Here is a 15,165-nt window from a genome sequence, read left to right as displayed (position 1 = left end):
GGTTATGGACTCGTGACGATAAACAGGAAAAACAGAGAAATCGCCCGTTCGGTAATGAAGGTGCTGGTTGTACTGACGTTATCCCTGTTAGGTTCGCTCCTGATCGCCAGACTTGGCGCAGGCAGAGAAAGCATACTCATGATGTTTCTGCTTGGCGTTCTGTTTGTAACGATACTGACCAATGGATATATTTATGGCATTGCTGCATCCGTGGCCGGCGTGGTATTGTTCGATTTTTTCTTTACGGAGCCACGTTATGCCTTTTTGATCTACAGTGCGGTGGACGTGATGCTGTTGCTGTTCTTTCTTGTAACCGCCGTTGTTTCGGGCACGATCACCTCCCGCCTGCAAAAGCAAATAAGCATTTCCCATCAGAGCGAGCTGACGGCGAGGTTGCTCTATAAAGTGGCCGAAGATTTCCTGCATATCACAGGAAAACGCAATATCATTCTGCGGGGAATTAAGTACATCTATGATCATACAGGATATGCAAGCCGCGTTATCCTGGACGGGGATGATCAGGAATATTTCAGCGAACAGTATGCCCAATCAGATATGGAAGGGCTCACAATTTCCATACAAGGCGTTGCAAAGCAAATGGGATCGCTCACCTTATATTGCGGAAGGGATGAGTTGACCTTCCAGCAGGAACTGGTAGTAAAAACCGTGGCGACACAGCTTGGGGCCGCGTTGGACAGAGAGTACAGCTATCGTGAACGGGAAGAAATACGGGTCGCTATGGAGCGGGAGCGCTTGCGCAGTACGCTGCTGCGTTCGGTGGCCCATGATTTGCGTACCCCGCTCACGGCGCTCACCGGCGCAAGCTCGCTGCTAACGGACAAATTTGAGCAATTATCGCTTGAAGAGCAAAAAAAGCTGGCCGCCGACATTAGCGAAGAAATGATCTGGCTGGCCAATTTTGTAGAGAACATATTGAATATGACCCGTATAGGAGAAGGCCAGCTTTTTTTGCACAAAGAGGACGAGGTTGTGGATGATGTTGTGAACGAAGCGACTTCTCATATGTCTCGAATTCTGAAAAACAGACATTTAGAGGTTTCGTTGCCCAATGAGGTGATTTCATTACCCATGGACGGCAAGCTTGTCGTGCAGGTTCTTGTAAATTTACTGGACAACGCCGTCAAGCATACACCCCTTGACAGCTGTATTGATCTTAAAGTAGGTATATTGGGAAATGACGTGGTATTTGAAGTCTGCGATAATGGAAATGGCATTGCCGAAGATATCATGAACAGGCTGTTTGATGGGTTTACAACCCAAAAAAACAATATTATTGATGGAAAACGCGGAATGGGGCTGGGTCTTGCAATTTGCAAGGCTATTGTAGAAGCTCATGGCGGAGCGATCCGGGCGGAAAATCAGCCGGCCGGAGGCGCCCGTTTTGTGTTCTCCCTTCCAAATGGAGGTGAATAAAAAATGACGGATGAACTCACTGTGTTGCTGATTGAGGATGATAGGTATATTTCAAACTTCGTCGCGGTTTCTCTCAAAAAGGAGGGCTATAAGGTCACGGTTGCCGAAAGCGCGGATGAAGGGCTGTTTTTATTTACATCCAATCATCCCGATATGGTATTACTGGATCTCGGACTGCCGGATAAGGACGGGCTGGTGGTCATCAGAGAAATTCGCGGCTTTTCCGGTACGCCAATACTTGTGGTGTCGGCAAGAGAGCAGGAAAAGGAAAAGATCGAAGCATTGGACTTGGGAGCGGACGATTATATTACGAAACCTTTCCATATGGGCGAGCTGCTGGCGAGAATCCGCGCGGTTAAGAGAAGGCTCCAGCAACAATTGGCGCCTCCATCCCTATCCGTTTTTTCCTGTGATTACTTAACGGTGGATTATGAAAAACGCAAAGTCCTCGTTGATGGGAATGAGGTCCATTTAACTCCGATGGAATACAAGTTGCTGCAGCTCATGATTGCCAACAAGGGGAAGGTTCTGACCCACAACTATATCGTTAAGGAAGTATGGGGCTATAGTGAAACAGGCGATACGAAAACTATCCGGGTTTTTATGGCCAATCTGCGGCGTAAAATAGAGAAGAACATTGCAAAGCCGCGATTTATACTGACTGAAATCGGGGTCGGCTATCGTTTTGTCGACGAATAGCGCCGCCGATGAGGCCCGCTTCGGCGCAGCGCTTAACCACGGTATTGAAAGTCGCCCGAAACACTTCCGTATCCTTGAAGCGGCGTCTGCGTTTTTGAGAGAAGACGGAGTGATCCGGAACCTTATCTTCTTTGGCATTCTCAAGGCATGATAAACAAAAAAGGAGAGACAGTTGATTTGGAATGACGCACTTTTTCCAAAAACGTCGGAAAACACATCATCCAATTTGATATTGGAAACCGTCAGGCATTTTTGAGCACGGTTCTTTTCTCCGGTGGAAAAGTTGGTCAGTTTGTTCTGATAGCGCATCAAATCCCGAAGCTGGCGAATCTCTGCCGGAGGGATAAAGCTGCCGGACACCAAATCGTGCTCTATCGGTTTTTTTGCCGCGAATGGCCTTGACATACTTGGGTGGGCGAGGACGATTTTGCAGTCGGTTTCGAGGATATTGTAAACGGGAGTCCAATATTTTTCGGTCGATTCCATACAAACATCCTTGCAGTTGTTTGCCAAAAGCCACTGGTTTATCCCATAAGGGTGCAATGATGGAAGGATTGGATAGTGTCTATCGGTGGTAATTGTAGAAGGATTCTTATGAAACTATTTTGTGAGTGTAACTTAAGTTTTGAGACCAAATATATGTTATCAGGTTGACCTGAACATATGTTTGGTCTTATTATTATATTATGACAATAGTTTACAATATTTTAAAGGTACAAATGCCGAATTATGTTTTTCATAACTGTTTTTCGCCCCGGGAGTTTGAGGAATTTGTTCGTGATGTTTTAGAAGTGGAGCTTAGCCTGGACGATTAAATTTCAGGTCAAGGGAGTAATTGACTATGCGCAACAACAAAAAATTTTGGGACCGGTATTCCGGGCTGTATGACTTCGAGATTAATCGGTTTAACAAAGCGGCATACGAAGAAATGTACAGTCTGATGTCGGAAGTGCTGAGAGCCGATATGCGGGTTTTGGAAGTCGCCACCGGAACCGGTTTGATGGCCCTTGGCATAGCCAAATTTGTCCGGCAAGTTGAGGCGACGGACTTCTCCCCCAAGATGATTGAAACCGCAAAAAAGAAAATTGCTCCGGCAAATGTTAGATTTTCCCTCGAAGACGCTACGGCGTTATCCTTTGCGAATGACTCGTTTGATGCGGTCATCATTTCCAATGCCTTGCATATTATGCCAGACCCCGAAGCAACCCTTGCGAGTATCCGCAGGGTACTGAAACCTGACGGATTACTGATCGCGCCGACCTTTGCCCATGGGCACCTGAAAAACTCTACCTGGAATCTGAACGCCAGAATACTGAAACTTATCGGGTTTGAAACTTACTCGAAGTGGACACCGGAGGAATATACCGGGTTTATTGAGAAAAATGGTTTTTCTGTTGGCCGGCGGAAAGTATTAAGAGCCGCCTTTCCGCTTGTCTATCTTGAGGCGACTAAAGTCAGTCAATCTTTATAAAATTAGAGCAAATGAAAAGCTCGGATCTAAAAGTACAGCAGAAAATTAACTGGATGATAAACGTTGTTGAGATCCGGCTGAAAAAGATTGCTCGTTAGAAATATTGGGAAAGAATAAGAGGGAGTATCACCAAACGTAAAACAAAGGAGATAAAACCATGATTATACCTTATCTTACATTCAACGGGAATTGCAAAGATGCGCTGAATTTCTACCGCGCCGTCTTCAATTGTGACGAACCAAAAATTCTGCCTTACGGTGACTATATGCCGGAGGGCTCAAAGACGCCGCCTGAATTGCTGCGTACTTGGGTCATGCACGCTGAGATGATCGTCTGTGGTACGAACGTCTGGTTTGCCGATGAAGCTGCACCACCCAAGAACGGTGATAACATCAAGCTAACCGCCACGGTACCTACGGGCAAGGAAGCGACGGCTATCTTCGACGTGCTTTGCGTGGGTGGCGAGGTGACGCTCCCGCCGACCGAGACCTTCTACAGTGTGTTCCATGCCGCAGTAAGAGACAAATTTGGCGTGAACTGGAACGTCGTCGCTGAGGAAGGACCAAAGCAAGTGAAGGGATGAAGAATGAATAACGAGGAACTAAAACATAAGATACACTCTATGGCAAGCAGTACACTAACGGAGGAGATTTACATATCTCCTGTAGGGCTACTGATGAAAATCGGAGTATTATCTGCCAAAGATTATGAAGATTGGCGGTGCGGCCGTGTACCGTACCTTGAAAAGGTATGTAAGGCCAACTTGAGGAAGTTGTCATTTATTATGAAAGAACTGAGGGCATATGCTCTGGAGAATCAGTTAAAGCCTTCATGGACAGCATATAACCGGTGGGGTGTAAAAGGCAAAAAAATCCCCTTGCGTTTTAGTAAATCCGGAGATGCCCTTATAGAAAAAGCCTATGCTACACATTATGTTGCCAATACTGCTAATAATGTGAGATGAAACAGAAGATATGCTGAAACCGAGTGAAGTTAAAAAAGCAGCAAAGATGATAGAGGCTGATAATTTCAGATTTCGTTCCTTCCTGAAGAATCGTGCCGATGAAGATGAACTGGAAAAAGCAGCGGGATACATGAAGCTAACAGCTGATCAGTTCAAAGAGTTCTTTCTGGGTTCGACGAAGTAGGGTATAATTATCAAACCAAGCACCGGCCCTGTGATTTTCTGGCTGAAGATGGGGAATGTAAACTAGGTGATGTGAAACCTGAAAGCTGCAAGACGTATCCGTATACAAACCAGCCGGAAAGGTTAAAGAGTCTTTACAGTGTGTTGAATGTGGTTGAAGTGTGTCCGGTAGCTTTTGAGATATTGGCAAGATCCGGTCAGCCACTGGCGCTATACGTGGCGGAGCTCTTCGAGGCCATCTTGAAAATCCGCCCTTTTTAAAAATCAGGAAGCAGGCTTCGCGATTTTCCAAACTGCCGAATTTTAAGGAAGGAAACAGCCGGGATGTATTATGCGTCAGTGGTAGTCAACACTTTGACCATTATGGCCCGGCACCCCATCGATTCTGAAGAGCAGGAGATTCCAGCAAGGAGGAAACATGAAAAAGATAGTACCGTCATTATGGTTCGGTGACAATAATTGTGAAGAGGCAATAAATTACTACGTCAATGTATTCCCCAATTCTGAAATACAGAAAATTGTAAGGTATCCCAATGAAGCTCTTGATGAACATTTTAAAGGTATGTCTGGTAAAATAATAACTGCTGAATTTACATTAAACGGACAAAAGTATCTTGCGCTGGACGGTGGCCCATACTTCCATTTTAACGAAGCCATATCAATGACGATCGAGTGTGAAGACCAGGATGAGATCGATTACTTTTGGGATAAGCTGTCTCATGTCAAAGAGGCGGAGCAATGTGGTTGGGCTAAGGATAAGTTTGGTCTGTCCTGGCAGATCGTACCCTATAACATGAGAGCCTTAACCGGCACGGACGCTCAAATACAGGCGATGATGAAAATGCAAAAGATCATCATCAGGGAACTTTCTTTATAATGACACAAAGTGTCAGAAAAAAACGACCAATTTTATCAATATTAAAGGATTAAAGGTGAAACAAGTGTTATTAAACGAACTAAAGATAATCAATCCGATTCAAAAGGCGCTGACAGCGCAAGGATATTCAGAGGCAACCCCTATCCAGGCTGAGGCGATTCCGCACCTGCTTGAGGGGCTGGATTTGTTGGGATGTGCCCAAACAGGCACGGGCAAGACCGCCGCTTTTGCAATTCCGATCTTGCAAAGCCTTGCCATGGGGCAGGGTTTGCTAAAGGGCAAAAGACAGATCAGAGCCTTAGTTCTCGCGCCGACCCGGGAACTGGCGACTCAAATCGCAGAGTCCTTCACTGCTTACGGAGTCAACCTGCCCCTAAGGCCGCTGGTCATTTTTGGCGGTGTAGGGCAGGCCCCGCAAACAAGGAAACTGGAAAAGGGAATTGATATCCTGGTGGCAACCCCGGGCAGACTGCTTGACTTAATCAACCAAGGATTTATCGATTTAAGCCATGTGGAACATTTTGTGCTTGATGAGACTGATCAAATGCTGGATATGGGTATGCTTCACGACGTAAAAAGGATTATCACTTACCTGCCCAGGGAAAGGCAGAACATGTTGTTTTCAGCAACTATGCCGGTTGAAATAGAAAAGCTCGCGGATACCATCTTAAAAGGACCTGTGAAGATTGCAATGACGCCGGAATTTTCTCCGCTTGATATCATTGAACAGGAAGTTTATTTTGTGGATAAGGCCAACAAGGCGGCTCTGTTGACTTATTGGCTGAAAAACAACGAATATGATTCTGTGCTCGTATTTTCGCGGACAAAACATGGTGCAGATAAAATAGTAAAAGAACTGAATAAAAAGGGATTTACAGCAGTAGCAATTCACGGAAACAAATCTCAAGCCAACAGGGAGCAGGCTTTGCATGCTTTTAAAAAACGGAAAACAAGAATTCTTGTTGCAACAGATATTGCTGCCCGCGGGCTGGATATCCAAGAACTTTCTCATGTCATCAATTACAACCTGCCGGAGGTTCCTGAAACCTATATTCACAGGATTGGTCGTACAGGCAGAGCCGGCCTCGGCGGCAAGGCAATTACGTTTTGTGACTTTGAAGAAAAGCCCTTATTGCGCGACATTCAAAAACGAATCGGTAAAACATTACCCGAAGTGAAGGAGCATCCCTATCCATTGGTCAACACCGTTATCGTGCCAAAAGCAAAGACATCTCAGCAAGCAGCTGCGGCAAGGCCTCAAAAGCCCGCCACAGCCAAGACGGCAGCCTATTCCCAACAAGGTGCACATAGAGCAAAGCCAAATCCCCGGAAGATCTTATAGATAAGCTCTGCACCTACCTGGACGTCGGAGTGGGGGAGCTGCTCACGCACGAAAAAAGCACCGAAAACTAATCGGTGCCTGTCACATCTATGGCGTTAGGGACATATAGTATAGTGTGAAAGATACTCTTCTTGTAAGCAGAAATCCTGGAAGCTGCAGCCAGGGTTTTTCTGCTTTTTTATTGTCAGGTATGCTATAAAGTAATTAGGGATTGCTTTGTTAGTCACCGATTTGTGACATCTTCTGCTGGTATTCTTCAAAAGAAATCTTTCCACCAAAAAAGAGTACGTTGATCATCTGTGCTTTTTCGGCCTTGGTATGTGGTCTATCGTTATCTATCTCATTCGCGCTGTTTTCATTTCTAACAGGCCCAAGAATATGACATTTTTGGTCATAAGCTTCATAGTAGCGCAGACCAAAAATCCTTTGAGATACAGCGTTCAAATGAATACCGTCCGGATTACAAGTCAATCCCTCAGCTGTGACATAGTAACAGTTGTTATGACTGTGGGCAAACCTTTTAAGTTCTTCATTGACTTGGCTGTATTCATTAAAATACCCTCCCATTATGCCGTGGCCAAGATAGTCACCAAGACCGCCAATGATCAGAGGAATTTCCGGAACATCAAGTACTTGGCGCAGTCTTTCAATAATTACAAAGAACTTATCGTAATAGTCACGATACTTTCCCGAATGAGACTCAGCTTCTCCTTGGTGCCAGATTATTCCGTCCAATGTGCTAATACGCTGAGCAAGCTTTGTCTGTGCTATGGCATTGGCAAAGAGTGCATCGTCCACTGACCAATCATCAAGACTGCTGCCTCCCTCGGCGCAGGGAATAAGACCTATTTCATCCCGCTTGTTTTTCTTACACCATGCAGCGGCAAAAGATGCCGCAAGACCAACACCGGCAATTGAGCGATCATAATTTATGGGCTCCTCCATAAATTGAAAAAGCCCATTTCGGAGCATCTTGATGCGTTCATTATAAATAGGTGGAACATCGTTTAAAAAGCCCCGGCCAGCCATATTTGACTGTCCGATCATTAAAAAAGAATGAATCATTGTGAAGTAAACTCCTTTTTATCTATATTTCTTAGGTAATTCTGAACGTAACAACATTTATATTATATCAAATAATAAATGGAGATATTTCCGTTTCTTTTCGAAAGCATAGTTATTCACAACAGTGCCCATATACCTGAGAAAATGATAGTGTGCCGCCAAGGGGGTACCAGAGGGAAATGACATCTTTCCAGAGTTGAAAAATACGACTCTTATCACCGGGAAGTGGAGATGAGGGTCGTATTTTTTATTATGTACTCGTGGACTTACGCCCAATATTGTGCAGAAGGGAACAAGGATCGCTGTTAAGATAGGAGCAAGTACTCATAATATTATTCACTAATTGGAAGGAGGATTTTAATGAAAAAAGTTTCAATGGGTTTATCCTTTAAAGGCCCCAAGATTACCCGGCGGATGTTCCTCAAAGGGGTAGGGGCAGTTACAGTGACGAGCTCCCTGGGCATAGCCGGTGCTTTGAGCTCCGGCTCGCCGGCATTGAAGGCCGCGGATGAGGCAACGGTCAAATACGTTCACAGCTGCTGCACTGTTAACTGTACCTCACGCTGTCATCTGAAGGGACATGTGCAAGGCGGCAAAATCGTCGCCGTCACCCCTGGGCTCTTGCCGGGGCGGGATGATTATCCCAATGCCTGTCTGCGTGGAATGAGTTATGCCCAACGCCTGCAGGACCCTAAGGAGCGTGTACTCTATCCCATGAAAAGAGTGGGAGAGCGGGGAGAAGGGAAGTTCGAACAGATTACCTGGGATGAGGCTTATGATATCATCGCTGAAAAGCTTACCGAGACCAAAGAAAACTATGGAACACAAGCGGCATCCTTTTTTACCATGTCAGGGAATCTGGCCAAGCTGGCCTGGGAATCCACCACCCGTTTAGGTGCATGTTTCGGCGGCACGACGTACATCACAGAAGGGCTGATGGGGGACCACGGCGCCAGTATGGGCATGAGGCTGGTCTTCGGTCAGGAGCGTGGCGGCCATGATACCCGGGACTATCTGAACTCCAAACTGGTGATCATCTGGGGCCGCAATCTTGCCGATACCCATACCAGCGAATTGCGTTACATCATTAAGGCCAGGGAAAACGGCGCCAAAATCATCGTTATCGATCCCCGCCAATCCAGCACTGCAGCGGTCGCCGACCAATGGGTCCCCATCCGGCCTCAGACTGATCCGGCCCTGGCTCTGGGCATGATCAACTACCTCATCTCCCACAATCTGCATGACACAGCCTGGCTTAAAGCCAATAGCTGCGCCCCTTTGCTTGTGCGCAACGACAATGGCCAATATCTGCGCCTGGGTGAGCAATATGCTGTTTGGGACGAAAACTCCCGGACCATTGTCCCTGCGGATACCCCCAATATAAATCCTGCCCTTGCCGGGGAATATACCTCTGCCGAGGGCCTGAAATGCCATCCCTCCTTTGTCGATTTGGTTGACGAAGCTGCCAAGTATACCATTAAAGCCACGGCTGAAATCTGCGGGCTGGAAGAAGCGGTTGTGGAGCAACTGGCCCATGAGTACGCGACCATGAAGCCGGCCGGTATCCGCATGGGTCAAGGGATGCAGCGGGTGTATCATTCTTTTTCACCCTTCCGGACAGTGGCCACTTTGGCAGCCGTAGCCGGTTATATCGGTGTTTCCGGGGGCGGAGCTTCCCATATGGGCGGAACCTCTTCCATCAACCCTATTCCCGGTGTTACCGTACCTGATTTCAATTTTAAGGAATGGACCGATATTGGCGGCAAACCGATTACCGAGAGAAAAAGTGCCCATATCTATGATATGGCTGAAAAAGGGGAAATCAAATTCCTTTGGATTGGGGTCTCCAACTTTGTCAATCAATCTCCGGATGCCAATCGCGTGATCAATAAGGTTCTGCCGAACATTCCCTTTATCGTTCATGTGGATCCCTTCTGGACCTGGACAGGCAAATATGCCGATCTGGTTCTGCCGGGCAAAACCCATTGGGAAGTTTGGGACATTCTAGTGCGCTCTCCCTGGGTTATGCTCGATCAGCCCGCTATCCCCACCATGGGCGAGAGCAAATCCGATTGCGAAATTGCTTCCGGTGTCGCCGAAAGACTGGGTTTCGGGCATCTCTGGAATAAAACCGATGAGGAATGGGTGCGTACTTTTATGACTTCCGAGCATCCTGCCTTCGCTTCCTTTAATTGGGATAAATTCGTGGGAGAAGGGATTTTCACCCGCTCTGACGGTATCTTTGACCCTGTCTATTCCTTCAAGGATCAAAAGTATAAGACCCCAACCGGCAAATTCGAATTTTACACGGAAAGACTCAAAGAGCTGGGTGAGCATGTTCCGACCTATAAGCCCATGCTGGAGAATCCCCGGGGAGAACTTGGCAAAAAGTTCCCCTTGGTGTGTATCAATTATCATGACCGCCTGAATGTCCACACTCAGCACATGCTTTACCCCGCCTTGCGCATCGTGCAATCAGAGCCGGAAATTCAGATCAATCCGGTGGATGCCGCAGCCAGGGGCATCACCCATGGGGATAAGGTCAAAGTCTTCAACGATCGGGGCCATTGCGTGGTCAAAGCCTTTGTGACGGAAGGCATTGTGCCCGGAGTTACTGCCATAGCCAGCGGTTGGTCGCCGGATTACTATATTGAAGGGAATCTGCAAAACTTAACCCACTTAACCCTTAATCCGGTTGAAGAAGCCATCAGTCAGACCAATTCAGCTTTTTATGATGTTCTGGTGGAAGTGCAAAAAGTATAAATTACAAAGGGGGTTGACCCATGTCCAATAAACAATACGGAATGTTGATTGACACCACAAGATGCGTAGGCTGCCAAACTTGTGTCATCGGCTGTAAAATCAATCATAAAGTCCCGGGAGGCGCTCATTGGAGCAGTGTGGAGATGATCGGCAGCCGGATCATGTATCAGCCGGCCGGAAACTATCCGAATCCGGTGCTGGCCTTCCGGCCCCGGCTGTGCAATCATTGTGCAGATCCGGCCTGCGTTAAGAATTGTCCGACAGGAGCGATGCACAAGGACGATAACGGGCTGGTTTCAGTCAATCAGGATGTCTGCATCGGCTGTAAATATTGTGTCTGGACTTGTCCCTACGATGCCCCGGAATTTGATACAGAGAAAAAAGTGATGAGCAAATGCACCTTTTGCATGGAACTCATTGCTAAGGGTGAAAAACCCTATTGTGTGGAATCCTGTCCCGGGGAGGCGCGGATCTTCGGGGTGATCAGCGATCCGGACAGTGAGATTTCCCGTCTTATTGCCGCCAAACACGCCCAGCCCTTTTTGCCCAAATTCGGAACCGGGCCGTCCGTTTATTATGTGTAGGAGGTGGAACTATGGCAGAACTTAATTTATCCTTGGTCGTTTTCACGTTATTGATGGGTTTATGCACAGGAACCTTCCTGTCCTATACACTCTGGCAGGCCAGCGGCATTCCCTCTGCAGAGGTCCGGGAAAAAACAGCGCGTCAGGTTATGCCTCTTCTTTTGGTTCTTGCAGGCATCGCTATGCTGGCCTCGGCAACCCACCTGGGCAGGCCTTTCCGTTTTCTCAACGCCTTTCATAATCTGGGTTCTATGATCGCCCAGGAAGGGCTTTGGTCCCTGGTTTTCGGGATCATTCTCCTGGTTGCCGCCTTTTTGGTATACAAAGATAAGAAGATACCTACAGCGCTTTATATCATCGGCAGCGTAGTGTCCTGTGGATTGCTTCTGGTTTGTTCCTTGGTCTATGTGAGAGCCAATGGTATCCCGGCCTGGAACGGCGGCCTGACGGTGGTTTATTATTTCAGCAGTGCGTTCCTGCTTGGAGCAGCGGTGATCTATGCTCTTCATATGCAGTATCATGAGGAAAAAGCCGGCAAGGAAATGACCGTTGTGGCTTTAAGCGCCGTGGCTGTGCAGATTATCGTGTCTCTAGCGTTTATGCTGCAGCTGCGCCTTCAGACCATGGATGTGGTACTTCCCTCAACAGTGGGTTTGGATATGGTGCGTTGGGGAATTGGGCTGGTGGCGCCGGCCATTATAGCTTATCTGGCTCTGAAGGGCAAGATAAGCAGTAAAAATGCCGCCCGCTTCTTTTTGGGATGTGTCATCCTTGGTGAAATCTTCTCGCGCCTGATCTTCTTTATGCAGGGAGTTCATCTCTAAGTGAGGTGAGGGCGGGAGCAGGAGGGATGGCCTTTCTGCTTCCGCCTGCGGTCACAGCCTCAGCAAGGGCGGCCAAACTAATGGCCGTTTATGAGGAAGAAATGTAGTATAATGGGATTAAGTTGTAATGTCTGAATGGGACAAAAACAGATGGAAAGAAGGAAGAAGCAGCGAGTATACCTGGAAAGGAGTCGTTTTCATGGCGAAAATTATGAAACAGTTTTTAAAAGGAAACGATTTATCGCTCAGCATCCAAGAAATATTTAAAAATGAACTTATACCCTGCACGGTAAGGCATTTGCCAAAGGGTGAAATCCTTTGGCATGACAAAGAGCCCCACCCTTACAGTTATTTTATTATCAATGGCATCATCAAGCTTCACGTGGTTACGAAAGAAGGCCGGGAAAAAGCCTTGTTTTACTATACAAACGGTTCTCTTTTAGGATTTCAGAATTTAGCTAAAGAAAAAAGGACGATTACCACAGCCACAGCCATTTTACCGACTTCACTTTACGCCTGTGAGTTCTCCCTGCTCTACACCTTTGTTATGAACAACCCTCAATATTTTGCTGCTTTCACAAGTTATATTTTTCACCATATGGCGGTGGAGGCAGAGGAAATCGTCAATATATCCTTATACAATACGGCGGAACGACTGGCTGCCCTTCTCGTTCTTCTGGCGGAAGAATTTCCCCAGAATGAGCGGGGCTATATTGAGATTCCTTTTAATAATGAGGAACTGGCGACGATGGTCGGTGCTTGCCGCAACAGCGTCTTTAATGCTTTATCCGTATTTCAAAAGCAGAAGCTGATTCATAAGGGCAGAGGAAGATTGGTTATTGCTGATTTACCCCGCTTAAAGGAGTACGTATAATCATTGGCAAGAAGGAAGTGAGCGGCATGTGTTCCGAACAACCGGCCAGGGAGTGCCGGGATTTCCTGATTCTCCTGATTTCCGCTTTTTTTATCTATACCTACAACAATATCTTTATGGTGGTAACACCGGTACTGCTGGTCAGGATGGGCGGTACGGATATGATCGTGGGCTTGCAGTCAACCCTCTTTCTGGCTGCGGCTGTAATCCTGCGTTTCTTTTTCGGACCCCTGGCCGATGTGCGGGGCAGGCGCTTTGTCATGCTCCTGGGCAGCGCCTCTTTTTTGCTTGCCTCGGTTATGCTCTGTTATGCCGGAACAGTTTGGCAGGTTGTCCTGCTGCGCCTGCTGCAGGCAGTAGGGTTGGCTTCATATTTTCCGGCCGCTTCGGCAACGGCCGCCACTTGCGGGGGCAGTGGCCAAAAAGGTCAATATATCGGCATCTTGCGGATGGTGGCGTCATTATCTTTGATGGTTGGCCCTGTTGGTGCTCTTTATATCATTCAAAATTACAGGTATCCTTTGTTTTTTCAGGGGACGGCTTGGTTGGCTTTGTTAGGGATGCTGCCCATCTTCTTGATTTCTTTAAAGAAAGCCGGGCCTCCTCAGGAAACAAACCCAAGGGAAATGAATTTGCGGCAAAGGCTCAATTTATGGATATTTCTACAAAAGTGTCCCTTGATTATAAGCAATACTTTTGCCGCCGCCTTGATTTACGGGATCCTGATCTCTTTTGCGGTTTTATTTCTTAAAGATGAAACCAAGATTAGCAATCCGGGTTATTTTTTTACCCTTTTCTCCCTGGGAGGAATCCTGGGCAATCTTGGTTTCGGCTGGCTTTCCGATCGTTGGGGCCGCTTGCCCATCAACAGCTGGTCCTTTTTATTATTGGGCGGCGGGATCATTCTTTTCTCAATCATCCCGCAAGTGCCTCTTTGTTTTTATCCCGCCGGATTATTTTCCGGGGCCGGTTATTTTGGCAGCATCGCCGTATTAATGGCCTGGATGACCGAAAAAGCTGAATTGAACGAACGCACGACCGCCCTTTCTTTGCAGCAGAACGCCTTGGACATGGGGATTGCGGCGGGCAGCGGCATGTTCGGGATGCTGCTGGCCGCAGTCGGCAACGCTGCTTGGCTCTATGGAACTTTAGGAATGGTGTGGGTTGGCTATGCTTTTATAGTTTCAAGATATAGCGGGTTTAGGGGCTAAACGCTGACGGGGGAATTCAGCTTCCGTGAGATCGGGGAGATTTTGGATAAAGATGAAACCTGGGCCCGGGTCACGTTTTACAGGGGAAAACAAAAAATCATGAAGGGGAGAAGGGTATGAAATGCGATATTATCCGGGACCTGTTGCCCACCTATATTGAAGGCCTGGCCAGCGCAGCCAGTAACGAAGAAATCGAAAAACACCTGGCCGGCTGCGAAGAATGCCGGACCTTTCACAGCGAGATGGCAGGTGAGATCAGGGAAGAGGTCCCCATTGCCGGAGATAAGGAAGTTGACTGCCTGAAAAAAGTGCGGATCAGTTATATCCGCAGGGCCGCTGTCGCGGTGGGGAGTGCGGTGGTATGTCTGCTTGTTCTCATTAGTCTGTTTGCCGTGGGCTTTTCCGTCTCTTCTCAGGACATGGACATGACCTATGAGGTTAAGGATAATCACCTGGAAATTCATTTTCAGCTGAAAAACGGACATGACCTGCTCGGCTCCTACACACCGGAGATAACCTATGACGAAAATCATCAGGTTATCGGTACGGGACAGCGCTACCGTCCCACATGGGTATTTCATAATCCCTTTGACGACGTCGGTTCCACGTTTACTATGGGGAGCGAGCTGCCGGGGCCGAATTCCCCGGCTGGGGTTACCCATACCGTTACGATTGAATTTGCCGATAAAACTGTTCAGTTTATCGACGGCAGGCTGGTGGAATAACCATCAATCACTAAATCGGAGGCACTCTACGTTAAATTCCGTAGAGTGCCTTGCTTATTATGCCGTCAAGGGTGGATCAACAGATAGGACAAGGGCGAAACAATAAAGTCAGAAAATAACGACAAAAACGATTGACCAATCCGGATAGC

16 protein-coding genes and 2 pseudogenes are annotated in these 15,165 nt (G+C 47.3%); 16 read left to right on the top strand and 2 right to left on the bottom strand.

Going from position 1 to position 15,165, the window contains the following annotated elements; translation table 11 throughout:
• The first annotated feature begins 12 nt into the window (after positions 1 to 12).
• Together DESLBE_RS08925 and DESLBE_RS08920 are read left to right on the top strand one after the other, a co-directional pair.
• Positions 13 to 1,434: an ATP-binding protein gene (locus tag DESLBE_RS08925; protein WP_018305012.1), complete on the top strand. Its 1,422-nt coding sequence runs from the start codon at positions 13 to 15 to the stop codon at positions 1,432 to 1,434.
• A 3-nt stretch (positions 1,435 to 1,437) separates the two neighbouring features.
• Positions 1,438 to 2,133, top strand: coding sequence for a response regulator transcription factor (locus DESLBE_RS08920; protein WP_011461351.1), 696 nt, complete (start codon positions 1,438 to 1,440; stop codon positions 2,131 to 2,133).
• A 186-nt stretch (positions 2,134 to 2,319) separates the two neighbouring features.
• Here DESLBE_RS08920 and DESLBE_RS26965 read toward each other — a convergent pair.
• Positions 2,320 to 2,655, bottom strand: a pseudogene (locus tag DESLBE_RS26965) (IS110 family transposase); the annotation flags it as partial.
• 319 nt (positions 2,656 to 2,974) lie between these two features.
• Between DESLBE_RS26965 and DESLBE_RS08905 the strand changes: the two are divergent.
• The 7 genes from DESLBE_RS08905 to DESLBE_RS08885 all read left to right on the top strand — a co-directional run bounded on the left by DESLBE_RS08905 (position 2,975) and on the right by DESLBE_RS08885 (position 6,970).
• Positions 2,975 to 3,604 (top strand): class I SAM-dependent methyltransferase, encoded by a 630-nt coding sequence (locus DESLBE_RS08905; protein WP_005809641.1) that lies wholly within the window; start codon positions 2,975 to 2,977, stop codon positions 3,602 to 3,604.
• A gap of 157 nt (positions 3,605 to 3,761) precedes the next feature.
• Entirely contained in the window at positions 3,762 to 4,187 is a 426-nt protein-coding gene (locus DESLBE_RS08900; protein ID WP_005809639.1) for a VOC family protein, read from the top strand.
• Between the two features lie 3 nt (positions 4,188 to 4,190).
• Positions 4,191 to 4,568, top strand: a complete 378-nt coding sequence (locus DESLBE_RS08895) for a hypothetical protein (RefSeq protein WP_005809638.1) — start codon at positions 4,191 to 4,193, stop codon at positions 4,566 to 4,568.
• 10 nt (positions 4,569 to 4,578) lie between these two features.
• Positions 4,579 to 4,752, top strand: a complete 174-nt coding sequence (locus tag DESLBE_RS26960; RefSeq protein WP_005809636.1) for a hypothetical protein — start codon at positions 4,579 to 4,581, stop codon at positions 4,750 to 4,752.
• A gap of 323 nt (positions 4,753 to 5,075) precedes the next feature.
• The gene (locus tag DESLBE_RS27260) at positions 5,076 to 5,204 is read left to right on the top strand and encodes a hypothetical protein (RefSeq protein ID WP_274532759.1); all 129 of its coding nucleotides are present in this window, start codon (positions 5,076 to 5,078) and stop codon (positions 5,202 to 5,204) included.
• Entirely contained in the window at positions 5,170 to 5,628 is a 459-nt protein-coding gene (locus DESLBE_RS08890; protein WP_144676324.1) for a VOC family protein, read from the top strand. Before DESLBE_RS27260 ends, DESLBE_RS08890 begins: the two co-directional genes overlap by 35 nt.
• A 64-nt stretch (positions 5,629 to 5,692) precedes the next feature.
• A complete protein-coding gene (locus tag DESLBE_RS08885; protein WP_243131269.1) occupies positions 5,693 to 6,970 on the top strand; it encodes a DEAD/DEAH box helicase in 1,278 nt (425 codons plus the stop codon).
• Positions 6,971 to 7,189: 219 nt separating this feature from the next.
• Here the strand turns inward: DESLBE_RS08885 and DESLBE_RS08875 are convergent, their stop codons facing one another.
• Positions 7,190 to 8,035 (bottom strand): sialate O-acetylesterase, encoded by an 846-nt coding sequence (locus tag DESLBE_RS08875; RefSeq protein ID WP_011461349.1) that lies wholly within the window; start codon positions 8,033 to 8,035, stop codon positions 7,190 to 7,192.
• A 360-nt stretch (positions 8,036 to 8,395) separates the two neighbouring features.
• Here DESLBE_RS08875 and DESLBE_RS08870 point away from each other — a divergent pair, with 360 nt between their 5' ends.
• From DESLBE_RS08870 to DESLBE_RS08840, 7 genes and pseudogenes are all read left to right on the top strand, one after another.
• Positions 8,396 to 10,798 carry a molybdopterin-dependent oxidoreductase gene (locus DESLBE_RS08870; protein WP_005809626.1) on the top strand — a complete coding sequence of 801 codons (2,403 nt, stop codon included), beginning with the start codon at positions 8,396 to 8,398 and terminating at the stop codon, positions 10,796 to 10,798.
• A 20-nt stretch (positions 10,799 to 10,818) separates the two neighbouring features.
• The gene (locus DESLBE_RS08865; RefSeq protein WP_005809624.1) at positions 10,819 to 11,382 is read left to right on the top strand and encodes a 4Fe-4S dicluster domain-containing protein; all 564 of its coding nucleotides are present in this window, start codon (positions 10,819 to 10,821) and stop codon (positions 11,380 to 11,382) included.
• An 11-nt stretch (positions 11,383 to 11,393) separates the two neighbouring features.
• Complete coding sequence (locus DESLBE_RS08860; RefSeq protein ID WP_005809623.1) at positions 11,394 to 12,206, top strand: DmsC/YnfH family molybdoenzyme membrane anchor subunit; 813 nt, start codon at positions 11,394 to 11,396, stop codon at positions 12,204 to 12,206.
• A gap of 199 nt (positions 12,207 to 12,405) precedes the next feature.
• Complete coding sequence (locus DESLBE_RS08855; RefSeq protein WP_035213695.1) at positions 12,406 to 13,080, top strand: Crp/Fnr family transcriptional regulator; 675 nt, start codon at positions 12,406 to 12,408, stop codon at positions 13,078 to 13,080.
• A 26-nt stretch (positions 13,081 to 13,106) separates the two neighbouring features.
• Complete coding sequence (locus DESLBE_RS08850) at positions 13,107 to 14,291, top strand: MFS transporter (protein WP_005809620.1); 1,185 nt, start codon at positions 13,107 to 13,109, stop codon at positions 14,289 to 14,291.
• Positions 14,292 to 14,294: 3 nt separating this feature from the next.
• Positions 14,295 to 14,411: pseudogene (locus DESLBE_RS26955) on the top strand (RNA polymerase subunit sigma); the annotation flags it as partial.
• Positions 14,408 to 15,016: a zf-HC2 domain-containing protein gene (locus DESLBE_RS08840; RefSeq protein WP_005809618.1), complete on the top strand. Its 609-nt coding sequence runs from the start codon at positions 14,408 to 14,410 to the stop codon at positions 15,014 to 15,016. The pseudogene DESLBE_RS26955 and the gene DESLBE_RS08840, both read left to right, overlap by 4 nt.
• Positions 15,017 to 15,165: the final 149 nt, after the last annotated feature.

Source organism: Desulfitobacterium sp. LBE (assembly GCF_007830365.1).
Taxonomy (GTDB): Bacteria; Bacillota; Desulfitobacteriia; order Desulfitobacteriales; family Desulfitobacteriaceae; genus Desulfitobacterium; species Desulfitobacterium hafniense.
This window is presented reverse-complemented; position numbering and strand designations above follow the sequence as displayed.

Coding starts and splice junctions, on each gene's coding strand:
- DESLBE_RS08920 (WP_011461351.1), top strand. CDS start 1,438: ATGACGGATGAACTCACTGTGTTGCTGATTGAGGATGATAGGTATATT.
- DESLBE_RS08905 (WP_005809641.1), top strand. CDS start 2,975: ATGCGCAACAACAAAAAATTTTGGGACCGGTATTCCGGGCTGTATGAC.
- DESLBE_RS08900 (WP_005809639.1), top strand. CDS start 3,762: ATGATTATACCTTATCTTACATTCAACGGGAATTGCAAAGATGCGCTG.
- DESLBE_RS08895 (WP_005809638.1), top strand. CDS start 4,191: ATGAATAACGAGGAACTAAAACATAAGATACACTCTATGGCAAGCAGT.
- DESLBE_RS26960 (WP_005809636.1), top strand. CDS start 4,579: ATGCTGAAACCGAGTGAAGTTAAAAAAGCAGCAAAGATGATAGAGGCT.
- DESLBE_RS27260 (WP_274532759.1), top strand. CDS start 5,076: ATGTATTATGCGTCAGTGGTAGTCAACACTTTGACCATTATGGCCCGG.
- DESLBE_RS08890 (WP_144676324.1), top strand. CDS start 5,170: ATGAAAAAGATAGTACCGTCATTATGGTTCGGTGACAATAATTGTGAA.
- DESLBE_RS08875 (WP_011461349.1), bottom strand. CDS start 8,035: ATGATTCATTCTTTTTTAATGATCGGACAGTCAAATATGGCTGGCCGG.
- DESLBE_RS08870 (WP_005809626.1), top strand. CDS start 8,396: ATGAAAAAAGTTTCAATGGGTTTATCCTTTAAAGGCCCCAAGATTACC.
- DESLBE_RS08865 (WP_005809624.1), top strand. CDS start 10,819: ATGTCCAATAAACAATACGGAATGTTGATTGACACCACAAGATGCGTA.
- DESLBE_RS08860 (WP_005809623.1), top strand. CDS start 11,394: ATGGCAGAACTTAATTTATCCTTGGTCGTTTTCACGTTATTGATGGGT.
- DESLBE_RS08855 (WP_035213695.1), top strand. CDS start 12,406: ATGGCGAAAATTATGAAACAGTTTTTAAAAGGAAACGATTTATCGCTC.
- DESLBE_RS08850 (WP_005809620.1), top strand. CDS start 13,107: ATGTGTTCCGAACAACCGGCCAGGGAGTGCCGGGATTTCCTGATTCTC.
- DESLBE_RS08840 (WP_005809618.1), top strand. CDS start 14,408: ATGAAATGCGATATTATCCGGGACCTGTTGCCCACCTATATTGAAGGC.